Here is a 19,570-nt window from a genome sequence, read left to right on the forward strand (position 1 = left end):
TGCCGGGGTAGAGCCCAAGATTGGTTTCCGGTTCGGAGGCCCGAAACCGAGAGCAAACCGAAAGTTTACCGCCGCTAGAGCTCGAATGCCTCGTCGTCCAGGTCTTCCGGCTCCTCGTCATACGGATCATCGTCGTCGTCATCGCCCGTCCGCCGCATCAGCACCTCGGGCGGGTCGGAGCCGTCATCGGGGAACCAGCGGATGGTTTCCCGCGGCGGATCGGACAGACTTTCTTCGCACTCGATCGCGTTCCAGCTGATGTCGCCAGGTCCATCGGCCACATCCCCCTCCTCGAACTCCTCGTCGGTGCTCATCAGATACAGGGATGCGTTGCGCAAGAACCGCTCGACTTCGGCCGGTTCATAGCGATCGGTGTCGTAAACGGCCTCCATGTCGGGCATATCCAGTTGCCCCATGCCGACGGTGTCCATCAAGGCCCAGGATTCATCGACGCGGAACAGTCGCACGTTGGTCCACATGTCCAGCGGCGGCAATTCGTAATTCCAGGCGTAATTGAGACCTTGTCGCAACCCGTTCTGGTCCCGCAGCACTTCGCCGCCGGGGTTGAAATAGCAGATCGCCTGGGGCAATTCCAACAGTGCCGAAACGGCCTTGGTCAGAAACCGCAGTTCCGCGACCGGGTCATAATCATCGGGGATCAGCACGACGTCGTCGGAATCGTCGTCGTCCTGTTCGGATTCGTCGGCCCCCAGGACGTAGCTGATCAGCAGTCGGATGTGCGAGGTGTGTTGCTGGGGCACATCTTCGCCGTCTTCCCAGCCCCAAGACTGTTCCGCGGCCCGTTCCAGGCAGCCGGGGAAGGCCAGCGGCCCGAATTGGCCCAGTGACCAGGCGACGAACACATCGGGCGCGGTTTCGGGGTCGCCCATTTGATCGGGCCACTTTTCGGTCGAAGGCGTGACCAGCAGATGGCCCCCCACCTCCGGCCGGAAACTCATCACCAACGTCTCCGGCGACGCTCCATCAACGGCGGACTCCTGCACCCCGATCATGTCAAAGGCGGACAGTTTGTCCTGCAGCTCGGCCAGGGCGACCGGGCTTCGCAGCAACACACACATCCCTTGAGTAAACAAACCCTTTGCCATGATCGCCTGCAATCGCTCCTTTGCAAAAATAAAAATCGGCGGCAAAGATTCGCCGCCGAACTGTGATTTTTACCGCATTGGGCCGCGATGGACGAGTCCTAACGAGCGTCGAACGCCAATCCGTCATGTAAAGACGGGTTCTCGCTACAGCCCAAGATCGCCAAACAGCGGGGTGCTCAAATAGCGTTCGCCCAGGCTGCACATGATCGTGACGATCCGTTTGCCCTTCATCTCGGGGCGGGCGGCGACCTGAGCAGCAGCCCACATGTTGGCCCCGCTGCTGATCCCGCCGACGATCCCCTCTTCCTTGGCCAGCCGACGTCCCCACGCGAACGCGTCTTCGTCGTCGACCTGGACCACGTCATCGATGATGCTGGTGTCCAAGTTCTTGGGGATGAACCCGGCGCCGATGCCTTGAATGCGGTGCTTGCCGGGCGATCCCCCGCTGATCACCGGCGAATGAACCGGTTCGACCGCGATCGCTTTGAAGTCGGGGTTCTTTTGTTTCAGGTAGCGGGCCACACCGGTGATTGTGCCGCCCGTGCCGACACCCGCCACGATCGCATCGATCTGATGACCGCTGTCCTCCCAGATCTCCGGTCCGGTGGTCGCTTCGTGGATCGCCGGGTTGGCCGGGTTTTCGAATTGCTGGGGCATGAAGGCGCTGTCGTCTTGGGCGACCAGTTCGGCGGCTTTGTTGATCGCGCCTTTCATCCCGTCCCCGGCGGGCGTCAGCACCAGGTTGGCGCCCATCGCACGGAGCAACGCGCGTCGCTCGACGGACATCGATTCGGGCATCGTCAACGTCAGCTTGTAGCCTTTGGCGGCACACACGAACGCCAGCGCGATGCCGGTATTGCCACTGGTCGGCTCGATCACATGGGTCGCCGGAGTGATCGTGCCGTCTTTCTCGCCGGCTTCGATCATCGCGACGCCGATCCGATCTTTGACGCTGTTGAGCGGTTGAAAAAACTCGCACTTGGCGAACACGCTGGCCCCGCCCTCGGGCACCAGACGATTCACCTGGATCATCGGGGTTTCGCCGATCGCTTTCGTTGCGTCTGAGTAACTCTTACCACGTGGCATGTTCATTCCTCCCTGGAACAACCATTGATTGATGACATCGTCTGGAAACGGTTCAGTCCACGACCCAGGTATCCCCGGCGTGGAACAATTTATCTAAATCGCCTTCACCGCGGGTCTCCTTGGCAAGCTCGACCTGGGCGTTGATTTGTTCGTCATAGGTCGCGACGTTGTCGACGTCACGCAAAACTCCGATCGGCTCGGGCATTTCAGGATAACGCATCCGGGCCAACATCATCTGAATCGACGGGTTGGGATCTTTTTCGTCGTGGATCAGCAAGTCGTCGTCCGGCACTTCACTCCGCTCGACGATTTCCAGGTGCGTGCCGACCAACCGGATCGCTTTTTCGTTGTTCTTGCCGAACACCAGCGGCTTTCCGTGTTCCAATTCGACCACGTTGTCGGCGCGCTGTTTCTTTTCCTGGGCATAAGCCATCGCACCGTCGTTGAACACGTTGCAATTCTGGTACACCTCGACCAACGACGTCCCCTTGTGCTCGGAGGCGCGTTTCAGCACCGCACCCAAATGTTTGACGTGGGCGTCCAGAGAACGAGCCACAAAGGTGGCCTCGGCTGCCAAGGCCACCGACAGCGGACTGAGCGGATGGTCGATCGATCCCATCGGCGTGCTCTTGGTGACCTGGCCTTCGGTGCTGGTCGGGCTGTATTGCCCCTTGGTCAATCCATAGATCCGGTTGTTGAACAGCACGATGTTGATGTCCAGATTCCGTCGCAGGACGTGGATGAAGTGGTTTCCGCCGATCGACAACGCGTCGCCGTCGCCGGTGATCACCCACACCATCAAATCCGGACGCGTCGATTTCAAACCGGTCGCAAACGTCGGCGCACGCCCGTGAATGCTGTGCATCCCGTAGGTGTTCATGTAGTACGGAAAACGGCTGCTGCAGCCGATCCCGCTGACGAAAACAATCTTCTCCCGCGGCACGCCCAGCTCCGGCAGAACCTTCTTCATCTGCGCCAGGATCGAATAGTCGCCGCATCCGGGGCACCATCGGACGTCTTGGTCAGAAGCAAAATCAGCGGCTTTAAGAACTGGCAGGGACATAGCGGAAATGATTGGGAACGGTTGATTTGGTTGAGATGAATAAGCGGCGGTGGTGGTCCGCCAAACGCCGCGATCCGAGCCGATGAGCTGCCACCGGCAAAAGCCTAAACGGCCACCGGCAAAAGCCTAAACGGCCACCGGCGAGGGCACATGCGTTTCAATTTGCTGGATCAGTTCGCTGACCGCAAACGGTTTCCCTTGGACTTTGTTGTACCCGATGCAATCGACCAGGAACTCCGAACGCAACAACATTCGCAGCTGGCCCATGTTCAATTCCGGCACCAAGACGCGGTCGAACGACTTCAGTAGCTCGCCCAGGTTTCTCGGGAACGGATTCAGGTAACGCAAATGGGCATGGCTGACACGATGTCCGGCTTGCTGACAACGGCGGACCGCGGTCAGGCAGGCGCCATAGGTTCCGCCCCAGGAGACGACCAACAGATCGCCGCTGGGTTCGCCAAAGACTTCCTGCTCGGGAATCCGCTCGGCGATCTTGGCGACCTTGGCCGCCCGCGTTTCGGTCATCAATTGATGGTTGGCCGGGTCGTAGCTGACGTTGCCGGTTTCGTGTTCTTTTTCCAAACCGCCGACCCGGTGCATCAAGCCTTCGGTCCCCGGAATGGCCCAGGGACGCCCCAGGTTTTCATTCCGCAGGTAGGGCAGGAACGGTTCGCCGTCGTTGTTGTCGACCGGGTGCTTGATTTCGATTTTGGGCAACGTGTCAATGGTCGGGATCTTCCAAGGCTCGCTGCCGTTGGCGATGTAACCGTCCGAGAGCAACATCACCGGGACCATGCACTCGGTGGCGATCCGCCAGGCTTCGATCGCCGTGTTGAAGCAATCCGCCGGCGACTGGGGAGCGATGACGGGAATCGGGGATTCGCCATTGCGGCCGAACAGCGCCTGCAGCAAATCACTCTGCTCGGTCTTGGTCGGCAACCCGGTGCTCGGACCGCCACGCTGGACGTTGACGACGACCATCGGCAATTCCAGCATCATGCCCAGCCCCATCGCCTCGGCCTTGAGCGCGATCCCCGGGCCGCTGCTGGCGGTCACGGCCATCGTGCCCCCGAACGCCGCCCCGATCGTCGCGCACATCGCCGAGATCTCGTCTTCGGCCTGGAACGTGCGAACGCCGAAATTCTTGTGTTTGGTCAGCTCATGCAGAATGTCGCTGGCCGGCGTGATCGGATACGTCCCGTAGAACAACTCCTTTCCGCTCAACTTGCTGGCCGCGACCAGTCCCCAAGCCAACGCCTGGTTGCCCATCATGTTGCGATAGGTGCCGGGAGTCAGCTCGGCCGCTTCGACCTGATAGCTTTCGCCAAACGCCTCGGTTGTCTCTCCGAACGCCCAACCGGCACGCAGGGCAGCCACGTTGGCCGCGGCGACATCGGGTTTCTTGCCGAACTTGTTTTCGATGAACCGCAGCGTCGGATCCAGCGACCGGCCGAACAGCCAGTAGACCAGCCCCATGGCGAAAAAGTTTTTGCAACGATCGGCGATCTTGGGGCTCAACCCGTGCTCGGACACCGCGGCGCGGGTCAACTGGGTCATCGGCACCTTGATCAACCGATAACTGTCATTGATGACCGTCGCCTCCAGCGGATTGGCCTCGACCTTGGCCAGCTTGAAATCCTTTTCGGTGAACCCGTCTTCGTTGGCGATCAGGATGCCGCCCTTGCGAAGGTCCTGGACATTGGTCACCAGGGCCGCCGGATTCATCACCACCAGGGCGTCGAGAGTATCGCCGGGCGTGAAAATCTCTTCCTTGGCGAATTGGACCTGAAACCCGCTGACGCCGGCGCGGGTGCCGCGGGGGGCGCGGATTTCCGCCGGGAAATCGGGAAATGTCGCGACATCGTTGCCGGCCAAGGCACTGGTGTTGGTCAGCTGGGTCCCCAATAACTGCATCCCGTCACCCGAATCTCCGGCCAGTCGCACGGTGATGCCGGAGACGGATTTGACATGTTTTGTAGTCGTCATGAACTGAATCTTTCGCGTCGTCATAATGGCCGGGCCGCGTTCGTTTGCCGGCCTGGCGGTGGTTCGTAGCGGGCTTGTGGCGGCGATGCCGTGTCTTTGGGCGGCGATGCCGTGTCTTGTGACGGCAACGCCTTGGGGGGCACCGCGTGGTCGCCGCGGTGGTCCGTTGCCGGGCCTAAAAATTTAACCGCCCGGAGCGGACTGTAGGGGTTGTATCGAGTGTTCCAATTCGGAAACTTCGTCAAATTCTATAATTCGGCCATCAAAACGTAATGACCGGGAGTGTTGAAACAGGGATTTTGCACAAGAAACGCGCCTCCGGGCACCGTCTTGGCTTGCAAATCGGGTGTTTCCGTGCGGTTAAACCGCGACACGCTGTCCGGGAGCGTATCGCACCTCCATCATCTCAATTTTCTGGCGGGTCGCTTGAAGCACCTCAAAGGCGGCATCGCCGATCGTGAACGTGGCACCGGCCTCGGGGATTTCTCCCAGGTTGTTCAGCACCAGCCCGGCGATCGTTTCATAGTCGTCACTCTCGGGCAACGCCCAGTGCAGCCGGTCGTTCAGGTCGTCGATCATCACCCGTCCGCTGACGATCACCGTCGTATCGTCGACGATCTCGAATCGGGTTTCTTCGTCCTCGTCGGATTCGTCGACGATCTCGCCCACGATCTCCTCCAACGCATCCTCGATCGTCACCACTCCGGCGGTCTGCTGGAATTCGTCCAACACGATCGCCATGTGCGAACGGCTGTGCAAAAATTCTCGCAACAACGATTCGACGCTGCGATCCACCGGGACGGTCCAGGCATGGCGCATGATCTCCCCCAGCGACCGCGACGGCAGGTTCCCGTCGGAAATCTCCGGCAGCAGATCCTTGACGTACAACACCCCGACCACCTTGTCCAAGGTCCCGTCATAAACCGGCAACCGCGTCCGGCCGGAATCGATCACCTGCTGCATCACCGCCGGCCAGGTGTCACCCAACTCGACCGCGTCGATGTCGCCACGCACCGTCATGATGTGCCCGACCGTGTCGTCGCCCAGATCCATCACGTTTTGAATCATCTCGCGAATGCCGGGACCGAAGATGCCCTTGTTGGTCCCCGCGGCGATGATCGTTCGGATTTCATCTTCCAGCAATTCTTCGGATTCATCTTCGTTCTCGTCCTGTCCCGACAGCCGTCGGGTCAGCGCCGCGATCACTTCGCCGGGGATCGAGAACGGGTTCATCACCGACGTCAGCGAACGCCAAAACGGCCAGGTGTGGTACAGCACCGGCGCCGATGCGAAACGGGTGACCGCGGCCGGCAACCAAGCGTGGACGAACATCATCGAGAGCGTCGCCAACACGACCCACGCCACCAGCGGACCAACAAGGCCGGCCAACGCCAGCGAATCGCTGTCGTGCTTGGAGATCATCAACGCGGCCGTGCCCGCGATCAAAAACAACACCGTGCCGATCATCCGCAGGTATTCGCTGCTGCGAATCGCGGCGTCCTGATGCTCCAACACCGAACTGAATCGCTCGCGACGCTTCTTGACGCGGCAAAATGCTTCCAGGCTGCGGCCGGCAAAACAATCCAGCAATTCCGCGCCCAATCCGCCGATGCTGCTGAGTAAAAATCCGGCGGCAGAAACCATCAGGTGGGGCCACACGTTCTCCATCAGCTGTGCCCCTCGTGCTGCTCAGTGCCCTCGTGCTGCTCAGTGCCCTCGTGCTGCTCAGTGCCCTCGTGCGGCTCAGTGCCCTCGTGCGGCTCAGTGCCCTCGTGCTGCTCAGTGCCCTCGTGCTGCTCAGTGCCCTCGTGCGGTTCAGTGCCCTCGTGCTGAAGCGGTACTGAAATGCCCAGCCGCTTCAATGCCTGTCGTTCGGAGTGCCGCATCCTCGCGCGATCTTCGGCCCGGTGGTCCTCCATGCCGCCGATGTGCAGCACGCCGTGGATCACATACAGCAACACTTCGTTGGCCGTCGGCCAGCCCACGTCGGCGGCGTTCTGCTGAGCCGTTTCGACACTGGCGACCAATTCGCCTTCGATGTGTTTCGGGTCGTCCGAATAGGGAAAACTGATCACGTCGGTCGGGTAGTCATGCGATAAGTGCCTGACATTGATTTGGTGGATCGTCGGGTCGTCGGTGATCCGCACGCCGATGTGTCCGCGATCAAACCCACGCAACGCCGCGGCGGCCTGAACCGCCTGCGCGATCCGGGCGTCGTTCAGCTCCAGTCGCTGCTGCCACTGGGCAACGCTGTCATCCCACAAGATGTCCACCGCGACGGCATCGGGCCAGGCGTCACCGTCACCGTGACCGTGACCGAGGGAAGATTCGTTTGCGATTGCCCCTGAAGGCTCAGGATCCTCGCTTTCGGGGGCCGCCGGCGGACGATCCGGCTCCGGCTCAGGCTGGCTGTTGGCTGGGGTATTTGACACGTGCGTGATAGATAGCGGTAAGGGACTTCACCAAACTCTTGCGGACCAGATTCAATTGCCGGAACGTCAATCCGCACTCGTCGAATTGACCATCGGCCATTTTCTTTTGCGCGATCTGATCGACCAGACTTTGAATCCGCGCCGGCGTCGGGTCGACCAAGGTTCGACTGGCACTTTCAACGGTGTCTGCCAACATCATCACGGCCGCTTCAAGCGTTTGGGGCTTCGGTCCAGGATAACGAAAATCCTTGTCGCTGACTTCCTTTTCGTTCGGATTGTCTTCGCTGCGTTTGGCGGCTTCGTTGAAAAAGTATTCGACCAGCGTCGTGCCGTGGTGCTGCATGATCAAGTCGATCAGGGGTTGCGGCAGATGGTGGTTGCGTGCCAAATCCGCGCCGTCTTTGACGTGGGCGATGATCACCAGCGTGCTCATCGCCGGTTGCAAGGAATCGTGTTGATTGACGCCGCTTTGGTTCTCGATGAAGTATTCCGGTTTGAACATCTTGCCGATGTCGTGGAAATAGGCCCCGACGCGGACCAGCAATCCGTTGGCCCCGATCGCATCGGCCGCCGCCTCGGCGATCGACGCCACGTTGATGCTGTGATTGTATGTCCCCGGGGCGCGCTGTGCCAAACGACGCAGCAGCGGGTGGCTGGCATCGCTCAAGCTCAACAGGCTCAAATCGGTTTGAACGCCGAACGCTTTTTCGATCAACGGCAACATCGGGGTCAGTGCCGCGGCCGAAATCACAATGAACGCGCCCGCCCGCAGTCCTTCTTGGGCCAGACCGGCAAGCACTTCCAGGAACGTGACCGTCGTCGGCGCCGACCGCTCCACACCGGTCGGGATCGTCGTCGTGTCGCCGGTGACGATGCCGACCCCGACCACCGTCAAGAACGTGACCGCCGCGGCAACGCCGCCGACAAACAGCAAATGCCCTTGCGTCCGAATCCGGCCGGTCAACAGCGTCGACGTGGTGACGGCCGCCGCCAGCATCACCAGGTGCCCCAGGCTCTCGTGCAAGAACAGGGTCACGCTGATGATCGCCGCCGACATCAAGAGCAGCGATAAATCACGTCCATAAACGATCGCCGTGATGATCGATGCGATCACCAAGGGCGCCAGCTCGCTGCGGTACTTGTCGCTGGCGACCCAATAACTGATCCCGATCGTGCAAACGAACAGGAACAACAACTTGGAAAGTTTGACTCGGTCGAACACCAATGAACGATCGTCGACAAACAAAATGTACGAACCGCACAACAGATAAAGTGCCGCGATCATGCCTCCGTATGCCGCCACGCGGGCGATCCGGTCGATCGGGCCGCGATAATTGGTCCACTCGCGATGCTCCATCTGCAACAGTCGCAGCTCGTTTTCATCCAACGGTTCGCCGGCGTCGGCCAATTCCGATTGACCGGCATAGAACTTTTTCATCACCGGCGGAACACTGGCAGCGATCTCCGCCCGCGCCTTGCCGCTGGCCTCGTCGTCATACGACAGCGTTTCATATTCAGGCAACCGCGCATCGATCCAATTGCTGACCAACTGTGCGACCAGGCGATGTTGATCGTTTTCCACCTGGCTACCAAACATCGACCGAAACTCGTCGGCCAGCATCGATTCCACCTTGGGTTTCATCAATGCGATTTGAACGTCATCGACGGTCACTTCCACCGCATCGGACGGCTCGGTCGAATAGACGCGGATGAATCGTTGGCTGCCCTGTTCGGCTTGGTGCTTGATCGCTTGCAGCAATCCGTTGTCGAACACATCCTTTTGCAAGTTCTTGATCGCGGTGTCCAGTTTTTCCAACTCCGGATCATTGGCAAACACCAGCTTCATCGCGGCGAATTGCTGGTCGGCCGATGGTCGATCCGCGGTCGCCGATTCCGGCGTCACGGTCGAAACCGCCACAAACTCTTCGAACGCCTTGCGTTCTTCGTCGTTCATTTGCTTCAGCGACTGGGCGTCCAGAATCACGAACAATCGATTCTTCAGCCGTGCCCGCAACTGTTCCAACGGCGCTTTCCAGTTCCGATAGTAGACCGGAACTTCACGCACCTTTTGCAGCCGCAACGCCTCGGTCTCGATCTGGTTCTCGACCTCAAAATTGACGCGGGCGATGATGTCGCGTTCGGGAATCATGCCGGTGCGATAGGCGAACCGGGGTTCCCAGGTTTTACAGACCACCAACAACGCGACCGCCGCGGAGAACCCGATCAAAATGCGCACGGCCCAATCGGCTTTGTCACTGTCGATCCACCATTGAACCATCTTCGGCTTGGGAATCCCAAGCGATTCAATGCGTTCCTGACGCGTTCGAGTCTTGCTTTGGCCGTTCATCTCAGCGGATCCGATTCCTCTCCAGTGGGACTCTATCGATCCAGTGTTTCCTCGCCGCCGCTTCGCCCCGACAAATCACCCCCGATCACACGAACCCCACTGCGCCGCGAACGTGGCGTGGCGCCGGTGTTCTCCGTCTCTTCATAGGCCTCGACGATTCGCTGCACCAGACGGTGCCGCACGATGTCCTCGCCGGTCAATCGGATCATTCCGATCGCCTTGATCCGGTGCAGTCGACGGATCGCGTCTTTCAGGCCGCTGGTCACCCCGCGGGGCAGGTCCAACTGTGTCGCGTCCCCGCTGACCACCATTTTGCTGCGTTCCCCCATCCGCGTGAGAAACATTTTCATCTGCGCGATCGTCGTGTTCTGTGCTTCATCCAAAATGATGAAGGCATCGTTCAGAGTCCGCCCACGCATGTACGCCAGCGGAATCACCTCAATGACTTCCTGCTCCATTAACTCACGCGCCTGGTCATAGTCAACCATTTCCCCGAGCGCGTCCAACAACGGCCGCAGATACGGGTTCAGTTTCGCGCGCAGGTCGCCGGGCAGAAACCCCAGACTCTCGCCGGCCTCGACGGCGGGCCGGACAAGCACGATTTTGCGAATCTGGCCTGCTTTGAGCGCCTCGACCGCCGTCGCCACCGCCAAATACGTTTTCCCGCAGCCGGCCGGGCCGGTCGCGAACGTCAAATCGAACTCGCGGATCGCGTCGACGTACTTCGCCTGACCCTCGGTCCGCGGGCGGATTCGTCGTCCGGCATGCTGAATCGCGATGTCTTCGCCGCCGGACACCTTTAATTTGGCCTTTGCCTCGACGCTGGCACCCTCCTCGACGGCCGCCGTTTCGACGTCCTCACCGCCGATCGCCCCCCGTTTTTGGACTTGGTGCAACAGCTTTTCCAGCGTCCGCATCGCCCCGGAAACGCCTTCGTCCTCGCCCGCGATCCTCACACGCCCATTTCGATGCGTGATCGTGACATCGAACAACTGCCGCAGTTTTCGTAAATGTTGATCTCTCGGGCCGAAAAGCTGCAACAACTCGTCGGGCGCACTGACCGTTAATGTGGCTTCAGTCATTCGGAATTGGCCGACCCCTCGGCCAGATTTTTGGAATGATCCCGCCCGGCATTGCCTGCCGGCGGACTCGCGTCCGGGATCACGGAAGATTCAATCAATCGTATCGACTTCGCCGCAGGAAGACACCGCATTATGGGCCACCAACACCCGTGGCGAAGCAGAAAAATGCCGGCACGCTGGAGGCAACCAGGGAGTCGGTGACGTCCCAAACGCCCCCCAGTCCGGGGAGCAGGTTGCCGCTGTCCTTGACCCCCAAATCCCGCTTAAACAAGGATTCGGCCAAGTCGCCGACCATGCCGCAGATCGCCAGCACCGGCCCCAGCACGAGTGCTCCGACCCAGGGTTGGGCCAAAAGTGCGGATAATCCAGTTTTGACGACCGTTTCACTCATCGCCGTCGTAACGTCTGCCGATCCGTCGGCGGCCCCCGCAACAGCCTGGGACGCCGAAGGATCCAGCAAGGCCGGAAACAGGTACGCGAGCGCCAAATAGGCGACCAGCGTGGACGCCAAAACGCCGCCGATCGCTCCCTCGACCGTTTTCCCCGGCGACAGCCGGGGAATCAATTTATGCCGCCCCAGTGCCCGGCCCGAAAAATAGGCTCCCGCGTCGGCCACTTTGGTGACCAGGATCGTCGTGATCAGTGCGGCCAGCCCGAATCGGCCCGCGGTCGTCTCGGCGTGCAACCCGCGAAGTGCGATCAGCATCGCCATCGGCACCCCGACATACACCGAGACGAACACCGCCATCGAGGTTCGCCGCACCGCTTGCCCCGGGGCTGCCCTAGCCGATGTTTCCCCGGATGCCCCGTAATCTCGCATCTCGGCGATCAAGCTCAAAAAAACCGCCGCCGCCGCCGCCAGCACCCCCCAGCCCAACCGGCCGACAGGGCAGTCCTGCGGATAAACGCTGCCACCAATCGCCCACAGAAACGGGGTCGCCGCGGACGAAGCGACCAGGGTCGCGCCGGCCACCGCCACGCCCAACCGAATCGGCTGGTTGCCCGCTCGCGCCATCACCGCGATTTCCCACGCCGTGCCGATTGCAAAGAACAGCAGCAACGGCAACAGCCAAACGCCATCGGCTCCAGGAACGCGGACAAAATAGTCGAGTGCGAGCAGGCCAAGAACGATTGCAATCAAGACCGCGCTGGTTCTCAAACGATCACGCAGCATCAACTCTCACCGAACGTTGGTTGGACCGGCTGGCCGGAGAGCCCTCCGAACCGCCGGTCTCTGGATGCAAAACTCTCCAACGCCACATTGAATTCGTCGCGGTTGAAATCCGGCCAACAGGTTTGCGTGACCCACAATTCGGCATAGCTGAGCTGCCACAACAAGAAGTTGCTGACCCGCATTTCGCCTCCCGTGCGGATCATCAAATCGACGTCCGGCAATCCCGCCGTGTACAGCCGGCGATTGATCGCTTCCTCGTCGATCGAATCCATTTCCAACCGCCCGGCTTGAACGTCGCTGCAGATCGATCGCGCCGCCATCGCAATCTCATCGCGTCCGCCGTAGTCGATCGCCAAAACCAATTGCGTGCCCGGATTGTCCGCCGACACGTCGATGGTCTTGTCCATCTCCTTCAAAACGCTCGCGGGCAATCGATCGCGACGCCCGATCACCTTCAGCCGCAAGCCCTGCTTCATGATCAAGTCGCGTTCTTCGACCAGATACTGCTCCAGCAACTGCATCAGGAAGTCGAGTTCCGCTTTGGGGCGTTTCCAGTTTTCACTGGAAAGACAGTACAACGTGACCGCTTCGATCCCGAGTTCGGTGCAGGTCTCGCTGACCATCCTGACCGAATCGACGCCGCGACGGTGGCCTTCGATTCGTGGCATGCCGCGCGACTGCGCCCAGCGTCCGTTGCCGTCCATGATGATCGCCACATGATCCGGCAAACGCTCGTTTCCTGGCGCCGGTACCACGGCACCGTCGACCTTGCCGTGCATGGTGTTTGAGTCGGGACTCTCTGCGTTCATCGATCGCTCACGCTCCGACCGGTTGCAAATTCAACTCGTCGGATTGTTTCGTGAAAATGGTTTGGGCACGGTCCGGACCGACCGACAGCACGCCGACGGGGATTCCGACCAGGGCTTCGATCCGTCGCACGTACGCCAACGCCCCCTCGGGGAAATCCTCTTCGCGGCGGACGTCATCGACCGGTTGCTTCCACCCCGGGATGGTTTCATAGATCGGCTTGCAACGACGCAACTGGTCGGCGTGCCCGGGGAAACGAGTGATCCGCTGGCCGTCCAGCTCATAGGCGACACAAATCTTCAGCTCGTCCAGATGCGCCAACACGTCCATCATCATCAACGCCAGCCGCGTCACGCCGCTCAATCGCGCCGTGTAGCGAACGGCAACCGCGTCGAACCAGCCACAACGTCGCGGCCGACCGGTCGTCGTTCCGAATTCATTGCCCAGCTTTCGAATTTTGTCGCCCGTCTCGTCTTCCAGTTCCGTCACGAATGGACCGCCACCGACCCGCGTGCTGTAAGCCTTGCAAACGCCCAGCACCGTGTTGATCCAACGTGGCGGCACCCCGGCACCGGCACAGACGCCCACGCCGCTGCTGTTGCTGCTGGTAACGAACGGGTAGGTGCCGTGATCGATGTCCAACAGCGCCCCCTGGGCACCTTCGAACAACATCCGCTTGTCCTGTTCGGCGGCGTCCAGCAACGTGTCGGTCGTGTCGGCGATCATGCCTTCCAAACGATTCGCCCACCGCGTCGCCTGGGCGATGACCTTGTCGGCGGCGATCGATTCAAGCTCCTCCTCGGAAGCCCCCATGTTGCGCAAGATCGCCAGCTTCTGTTCGGCAACCGTCCGAATCCGCTCGTCACGGTCGGCCTGCACCAAGTCCGTCATGCGGATCGCGTGGGTGCGTCCGACCTTGTCGCGATAACACGGGCCGATCCCACGATTGGTGGTCCCGATCGATTCGCCACGCAACGCCGTCGCGTTGATCTGCCGGTCTTCGGCGATGTGCCACGGCATCACCAGGTGCGCCCGCTCGCTGATTTGCAAGTTTTCGTTGCAATCGACCCCTCGGGGGGCCAGCCCATCCATCTCGGCGATCATCGTTTCGGGATTGATCACCACTCCGGGCGTGATCAAGTTCTTGACCCCGCGATGCAGAATTCCGCTGGGAATGTGGTGCAATTTATAGACCTGGTCGCCGACGACCACCGTGTGGCCGGCGTTCGCACCGCCTTGATAGCGGACGACCATATCGAATTGTGAAGCCAGCAAATCAACCAATTTGCCTTTTGCTTCATCACCCCACTGCAAACCAATGACGCAAGTTCCCGACACCAGAATCACTCCGGAAAAATTGATGAGGCCGGGAAGGTGCTCGTGCCCCGGCGCAGAATCCCAGAGCCTAAGCCCGATCACCCCAAATGGCAACGGGAGGGGAGTTGGGAGTTGGGAGTTGGGGGATGGGGGTTGGGAGGGGGATTATCGGATCGCTCCTGAAACCTGAAACCTGAAACCTGAAACCCACTCTGAAAATCCGCACGCGGCATCTATACTGCCCCGCACTCCCCTGGCCGAGCGAACCTTGGCGGTCACTTACGTTTGATTCTCCACCCTTACGGCGTCCTGATGTCGGATTACAACCTGACCCACCTCAAACAACTGGAAGCAGAGAGCATCCATATTTTTCGTGAGGTGGCCGCAGAATTCCAAAATCCCGTGATGCTCTACAGCGTCGGCAAAGATTCCGCGGTGCTGCTGCACCTGGCTCGCAAAGCCTTTGCACCGGCCAAACCGCCGTTCCCCCTGCTGCACGTCGACACGACGTGGAAGTTCAAGGAGATGTACGATTTTCGCGACAATTATGTCGCCAAGGAATTAGGATTGGACCTGATCGTCCACATCAACGAGGAAGGGTTAAAGCTGGACATCAAGCCCTGGGAGGACAGCGAGCGGCACACCGAAATCATGAAGACCGACGCCCTGAAGGCGGCGTTGGACAAGTACGGTTTTGACGCCGCGTTCGGTGGGGCACGCCGCGACGAAGAAAAATCGCGGGCCAAGGAACGCGTCTTCAGCTTTCGCGACAAAGGCCACCGCTGGGATCCCAAGAACCAGCGACCCGAGCTCTGGAACCTGTACAACGCCCGGGTCAACAAAGGGGAATCGATCCGCGTGTTTCCGATGAGCAACTGGACCGAGCTGGACGTCTGGCAATACATCCACTTGGAAAAAATCCCGATCGTGCCGCTGTACCTGTCGACCAAACGCAAGGTGGTCGAGCGAGACGGGATCCTGATCATGCGCAACGACGACCGCATGCCGCTGTTGGAAGGCGAGGTCGAAGAGGAAAAGATGGTGCGGTTCCGGACATTGGGCTGCTACCCACTTTCGGGCGCGGTCGAATCCGAAGCGACGGATCTGGTGGACGTGATCCAAGAAATGTTGCTGACGACGACCAGCGAACGACAGGGTCGCGTGATCGACAAAGACGAAGGCGGCGTGGGAATGCAAAAGAAAAAGGAACGCGGCTACTTCTAGCCGCCGACGGCTCGTCATCGACCACGTTTTTCTTTCGCCCCGCTGCCTTGGACGACCCGGCCCCGGCCACCTTAAGCGACACCCCCATCCCCTTCACGTTCATCCATGTCTCACCAGTCCGACCTTATCGCAACCGACATCCACGCCTATCTCAAGCAACATGAGAACAAGCAACTGTTGCGGTTCATCACCTGTGGCAGCGTCGACGACGGAAAGAGCACGCTGATCGGGCGCCTGCTTTATGACTCCAAACTGGTTTACGAAGACGAATTGGCCAAGGTCCAATCGGATTCCGCCAAACAGGGGTCGACCGGCGGAAACTTTGATCCGTCGTTGTTCATGGACGGGCTAAAAGAAGAACGCGAACAGGGCATCACGATCGATGTCGCCTACCGTTACTTCAGCACCGCGAAGCGAAAGTTCATCATCGCCGACACCCCCGGCCACGAACAATACACGCGCAACATGGCGACCGGTGCGTCGACGGCCGACCTGGCGATCCTGATGATCGACGCGCGGCACGGCGTGCTGACCCAAACCCGACGGCACTCGTTCATCGTCTCCCTGCTTGGGATTCGACACGTCGTCGTCGCGATCAACAAGATGGACCTGATCGATTTCGACGAAGCGAAATACGAGGCGATCTGCAACGACTATCGTTCCTTCGCCACACGCTTGGACCTGCCCGATTTGCACTTCATCCCGATCAGCGCCCTCAACGGCGACAACGTTGTCGATCGCAGCGAATCGATGGGCTGGTACACCGGCACGACGCTGATGGGGTTCCTGGAATCGGTCTACATCGGCAGCGACCGCAACCTGCAAGACTTCCGCTTTCCCGTCCAGTTGGTCAATCGTCCGAACCTGGATTTCCGCGGCTTCTGCGGCACGATCGCCTCGGGGATCATTCGCCCCGGCGAAGAGATCATGGTGCTGCCGAGCAAGCGAAAATCCAAAGTGAAATCGATCGTGACTTACGAAGGCGAGCTGGAAGAAGCCTATGCGCCGCTTTCGGTCACGTTGACGTTGGAAGACGAGATCGATGCCTCGCGCGGGGACATGATCGTCCGCCCGGGAAACCTTCCCAAGTCACGTGATTCGATCCAGGCGATGTTGGTTTGGATGGGCGAAGAAGCGATGGTGCCCGGCAAAACGTACTTGTTCAAGCACACCACGCAAACCGTTCCCGGCACGATCGACACGCTCAACTACCGCGTCGACGTGAACACGCTGCACCGCAGTCCGGCCCCGGAACTGGAACTCAACGCCATCGGTCGCGTCGGTATCTCGCTGTCCGCCCCGATCCACTTTGACGCCTATCGCCGCAACCGGTCCACCGGCGCGTTCATCGTGATCGACCGCATCACCAACGCGACCGTCGCGGCCGGAATGATCTTGGACAAGTCGGGCGACGGTTCCTCCAAGTCGGTTTGGGATGATGAGGAAACCGCCGGCGGTGACGAAAACGCAGCCGTCTCGGCGGTGACCGACGAAGAACGGATCGCCCGCTTCGGCCAACAGCCCGCGACCGTCCTGCTGACCGGACTGACCGGATCGGGCAAGACCGCGATCGGCCAGGCGGTGGAACGAAAACTGTTCGAAAGCGGCCGCGCCGTCTCGGTCATCGATGGCGAACATGTCCGCAAAGGCCTGTCGCGCGACCTCGGATTCAGCGCCGCCGACCGCAGTGAAAACCTCCGCCGCAGTGCCCACCTGGCGCACACGCTCAATGAAGCCGGATTGATCTGCATCGCCTGCTTCGTCGCCCCCAGCGAAGACGTGCGTCAAAAGGTGGCTCGGGTGATCGGCCAGGACCGCTTCCTGGTCGTCCACGTTGCCACGCCCGTCGAAGTCTGCCGCCAGCGTGACGAGAAAGGCCAGTACGCCAAAGCCGACGCCGGCGAATTGCTGAACTTCCCCGGCGTCACCGCCCCCTACGACGTCCCGGCCAACCCGGACGTCACCCTCGATGCCTCCCAGCATACCATCGACCAGTGCGCCACCCAAATCATCGACGCACTGAAAGCGAAGGGCATCATCAAGTAGCGCGCTGGTGTTTAGCCTTTTGACGACTCCCCTCGCTGCCTGGGGCGTCGATTCTAATCCTGCGCGATTTGGCAACCAGCTTCAATTCTCTCCCTCTGAGAGAGATGGCGTTTGCGCAGCAAGCAAACGCCAGAGAGGGCCCGCACCTGCGAAAGTCTTGGCGACTTCCGCTACGATCCAATTCGTCACTTAGACAATCGACGTCCCCCGCAACGCTCCGGGTGGTATGATCGTGTGGTCCATCGGCCCCATCACGGCAACGCCAATCTGCCGCGCACCACATTCGCCAAGAGATTTCGATGAATCGCCTGTTTCGCGCCGCCGGCGTCGCCGCGCTTTCTTGCCTGCTTCTGGTCATCGCCACCGACACACTCTCTGCTGCGCCGCCCGACCTGGACGCCCCGGCGACGCGACAGCGGGTTCATTCCCTGGTCCAACCCTACCTGGACAACGAGCTGGTCGTCGGGCTTTCACTCGGCCTGATCGCGGGCGACCGATCCGCCACCTTTCATTTCGGCCAGACGTCTCAAGACGGTCCGGCGCCCGACGACCAAACGGTCTATGAAATCGGATCCGTCACGAAAGTCTTCACCGGGTTCCTGCTTGCCGACGCCGTCGTCCAAAACAAAGTGAAGCTCGATCAAGACGCCGCCGACTTGATGCCCGAGGGATCAAGGATGCCGGAGTCCGCTGGCAAGTCGATCACGCTTCTCGACCTGTCGATCCACCGCTCGGGGTTGCCGCGTTTGCCTAGCAACATGACGAACGTCGGCGGCGAAAACCCCTATGCCGACTACACCTCCGAACGCGCCTTGGAGTTCCTCGACGAGTATTCCTTGACGCGGGCCCCAGGGGATGCGATGGAGTATTCCAATCTGGCCGTTTCCTTCCTCGGCTACCTGCTCTGCCGACAAGCCGGGAAATCGTATGACGAACTGCTTGCCCAACGCGTGACCGGGCCGCTGGGCATGTCCGACACCACGGTCACCGACAACGCCGAAGTGCTCGGGCGGCTTGCGACCGGGCACGATGTTCTTGCCAAGCCACGTTCAACGTGGGAGTTTGCCGACATGCCCGGCGCCGGCGGGATCCGCAGCACCACCACGGACATGTTGCGGTTCGCCAAAGCCAACCTGGATCCGCCCGACAACGAGCTTGGCGAGGCGCTTCAACTGGCGTGGAAGCAGCACCGTGCCGGCGACGCCAAAGACTTTGCGATGGGGTTGGGGTGGCATCTTGCACGAGACGGATCGACGCGCTGGCACAACGGACAAACCGGCGGGTTCCACGCCATCCTGTTCGTCAATCGTCAGATCCCCGCAGCCGTCGTCCTGCTGACCAATACCGCGACCATGGAAGTCGACCGCTTGGCCGAAGACATGATCCGCATGTTGGCCGGCGCGCCGGTCGAGCCGCGGACGTTCCAGTCAACCGTCGAAGTGCCGGTCGAAAAAATGAAACGCTGTGAAGGCCGCTACCAACTCGCGCCCGGAGCCGTGTTCGACGTCAACGTGGTCAACGACCGGCTGATGGTGCAGCTGACCGGACAACCCGCACTGCAGGTCTTCCCAAAATCCGAGACGGAATGGTTTTACAAAGTCGTCCAGGCGACGCTGACGTTCAAAGACGAAAGCGAAGGACAATTCGACTCCGTGGAACTCTTTCAAAACGGCATTCGACTCGTTGCCAAACGCATCAAACAGTCCGACGGTGATTGAATCCCCCGTATCTCAGCCGGCGGTTTTGACGATTACCGGTCCTCGTCATTCTCCCCCATTGTTCTCCTCCCATCGTTTTGCCCCCATCGTTTTGCCCCCATCGTTTTGCCCCCATCGTTTTGCCCCCATCGTTTTGCCCCGTATCATTCTGCCCCCCTCTCCCAACGCCCACCAACAATTCA

The 19,570-nt window shown here is 60.4% G+C and carries 14 protein-coding genes; 3 read left to right on the top strand and 11 right to left on the bottom strand.

Annotated elements, in window-relative coordinates; translation table 11 throughout:
• Positions 1-74: 74 nt before the first annotated feature.
• From H1B37_RS28195 to H1B37_RS28245, 11 genes are all read right to left on the bottom strand, one after another.
• Positions 75-1,106 carry a DUF4261 domain-containing protein gene (locus H1B37_RS28195; RefSeq protein WP_182870627.1) on the bottom strand — a complete coding sequence of 344 codons (1,032 nt, stop codon included), beginning with the start codon at positions 1,104-1,106 and terminating at the stop codon, positions 75-77.
• Between the two features lie 144 nt (positions 1,107-1,250).
• Positions 1,251-2,198, bottom strand: a complete 948-nt coding sequence (cysK, locus tag H1B37_RS28200; RefSeq protein ID WP_436298959.1) for a cysteine synthase A — start codon at positions 2,196-2,198, stop codon at positions 1,251-1,253.
• A gap of 46 nt (positions 2,199-2,244) precedes the next feature.
• Positions 2,245-3,255, bottom strand: coding sequence for a 2-oxoacid:ferredoxin oxidoreductase subunit beta (locus tag H1B37_RS28205; RefSeq protein ID WP_182870629.1), 1,011 nt, complete (start codon positions 3,253-3,255; stop codon positions 2,245-2,247).
• Positions 3,256-3,381: 126 nt separating this feature from the next.
• Positions 3,382-5,241 (bottom strand): 2-oxoacid:acceptor oxidoreductase subunit alpha, encoded by a 1,860-nt coding sequence (locus H1B37_RS28210; RefSeq protein ID WP_182870630.1) that lies wholly within the window; start codon positions 5,239-5,241, stop codon positions 3,382-3,384.
• 360 nt (positions 5,242-5,601) lie between these two features.
• Positions 5,602-6,909 (bottom strand): hemolysin family protein, encoded by a 1,308-nt coding sequence (locus H1B37_RS28215; RefSeq protein ID WP_182870631.1) that lies wholly within the window; start codon positions 6,907-6,909, stop codon positions 5,602-5,604.
• Positions 6,909-7,514, bottom strand: a complete 606-nt coding sequence (gene ybeY / locus H1B37_RS28220; RefSeq protein ID WP_182870632.1) for an rRNA maturation RNase YbeY — start codon at positions 7,512-7,514, stop codon at positions 6,909-6,911. The genes H1B37_RS28215 and ybeY overlap by 1 nt, the downstream gene beginning before the upstream one ends.
• 127 nt (positions 7,515-7,641) lie before the next feature.
• Positions 7,642-10,020 carry an HD family phosphohydrolase gene (locus tag H1B37_RS28225; protein WP_182870633.1) on the bottom strand — a complete coding sequence of 793 codons (2,379 nt, stop codon included), beginning with the start codon at positions 10,018-10,020 and terminating at the stop codon, positions 7,642-7,644.
• A gap of 32 nt (positions 10,021-10,052) precedes the next feature.
• On the bottom strand, positions 10,053-11,102 hold the full coding sequence (locus H1B37_RS28230) for a PhoH family protein (protein WP_182870634.1): 1,050 nt from the start codon (positions 11,100-11,102) through the stop codon (positions 10,053-10,055).
• Positions 11,103-11,232: 130 nt separating this feature from the next.
• The gene (locus tag H1B37_RS28235; RefSeq protein ID WP_182870635.1) at positions 11,233-12,276 is read right to left on the bottom strand and encodes a phosphatidate cytidylyltransferase; all 1,044 of its coding nucleotides are present in this window, start codon (positions 12,274-12,276) and stop codon (positions 11,233-11,235) included.
• The gene (gene uppS, locus H1B37_RS28240) at positions 12,276-13,055 is read right to left on the bottom strand and encodes an undecaprenyl pyrophosphate synthase (protein WP_286178294.1); all 780 of its coding nucleotides are present in this window, start codon (positions 13,053-13,055) and stop codon (positions 12,276-12,278) included. Before uppS ends, H1B37_RS28235 begins: the two co-directional genes overlap by 1 nt.
• Positions 13,056-13,092: 37 nt before the next feature.
• Positions 13,093-14,421, bottom strand: coding sequence for an adenylosuccinate synthase (locus H1B37_RS28245; RefSeq protein WP_182870637.1), 1,329 nt, complete (start codon positions 14,419-14,421; stop codon positions 13,093-13,095).
• 291 nt (positions 14,422-14,712) lie between these two features.
• On the opposite strand from H1B37_RS28245, the gene cysD reads away from it, so the two are divergent.
• From cysD to H1B37_RS28260, 3 genes are all read left to right on the top strand, one after another.
• Positions 14,713-15,624, top strand: coding sequence for a sulfate adenylyltransferase subunit CysD (cysD, locus tag H1B37_RS28250; RefSeq protein WP_182870638.1), 912 nt, complete (start codon positions 14,713-14,715; stop codon positions 15,622-15,624).
• A 105-nt stretch (positions 15,625-15,729) separates the two neighbouring features.
• Positions 15,730-17,670, top strand: coding sequence for a sulfate adenylyltransferase subunit CysN (gene cysN, locus H1B37_RS28255; RefSeq protein WP_182870639.1), 1,941 nt, complete (start codon positions 15,730-15,732; stop codon positions 17,668-17,670).
• Positions 17,671-17,969: 299 nt separating this feature from the next.
• Entirely contained in the window at positions 17,970-19,388 is a 1,419-nt protein-coding gene (locus H1B37_RS28260) for a serine hydrolase (RefSeq protein WP_182870640.1), read from the top strand.
• The last annotated feature ends 182 nt before the right edge of the window (positions 19,389-19,570 follow it).

Origin of the sequence: Stieleria mannarensis, assembly GCF_014154935.1 — a bacterium.
Classification (GTDB): Bacteria; Planctomycetota; Planctomycetia; order Pirellulales; family Pirellulaceae; genus Stieleria; species Stieleria mannarensis.

What these genes read in the sequence shown, in the direction of transcription:
- H1B37_RS28205 (WP_182870629.1), bottom strand. Translation starts at nt 3,255, where the DNA reads ATGTCCCTGCCAGTTCTTAAAGCCGCTGATTTTGCTTCTGACCAAGAC.
- cysK (WP_436298959.1), bottom strand. Translation starts at nt 2,198, where the DNA reads ATGAACATGCCACGTGGTAAGAGTTACTCAGACGCAACGAAAGCGATC.
- H1B37_RS28215 (WP_182870631.1), bottom strand. Translation starts at nt 6,909, where the DNA reads ATGGAGAACGTGTGGCCCCACCTGATGGTTTCTGCCGCCGGATTTTTA.
- H1B37_RS28260 (WP_182870640.1), top strand. Translation starts at nt 17,970, where the DNA reads ATGAATCGCCTGTTTCGCGCCGCCGGCGTCGCCGCGCTTTCTTGCCTG.
- H1B37_RS28210 (WP_182870630.1), bottom strand. Translation starts at nt 5,241, where the DNA reads ATGACGACTACAAAACATGTCAAATCCGTCTCCGGCATCACCGTGCGA.
- cysD (WP_182870638.1), top strand. Translation starts at nt 14,713, where the DNA reads ATGTCGGATTACAACCTGACCCACCTCAAACAACTGGAAGCAGAGAGC.
- H1B37_RS28225 (WP_182870633.1), bottom strand. Translation starts at nt 10,020, where the DNA reads ATGAACGGCCAAAGCAAGACTCGAACGCGTCAGGAACGCATTGAATCG.
- uppS (WP_286178294.1), bottom strand. Translation starts at nt 13,055, where the DNA reads ATGCACGGCAAGGTCGACGGTGCCGTGGTACCGGCGCCAGGAAACGAG.
- H1B37_RS28235 (WP_182870635.1), bottom strand. Translation starts at nt 12,276, where the DNA reads ATGCTGCGTGATCGTTTGAGAACCAGCGCGGTCTTGATTGCAATCGTT.
- cysN (WP_182870639.1), top strand. Translation starts at nt 15,730, where the DNA reads ATGTCTCACCAGTCCGACCTTATCGCAACCGACATCCACGCCTATCTC.
- H1B37_RS28195 (WP_182870627.1), bottom strand. Translation starts at nt 1,106, where the DNA reads ATGGCAAAGGGTTTGTTTACTCAAGGGATGTGTGTGTTGCTGCGAAGC.
- H1B37_RS28230 (WP_182870634.1), bottom strand. Translation starts at nt 11,102, where the DNA reads ATGACTGAAGCCACATTAACGGTCAGTGCGCCCGACGAGTTGTTGCAG.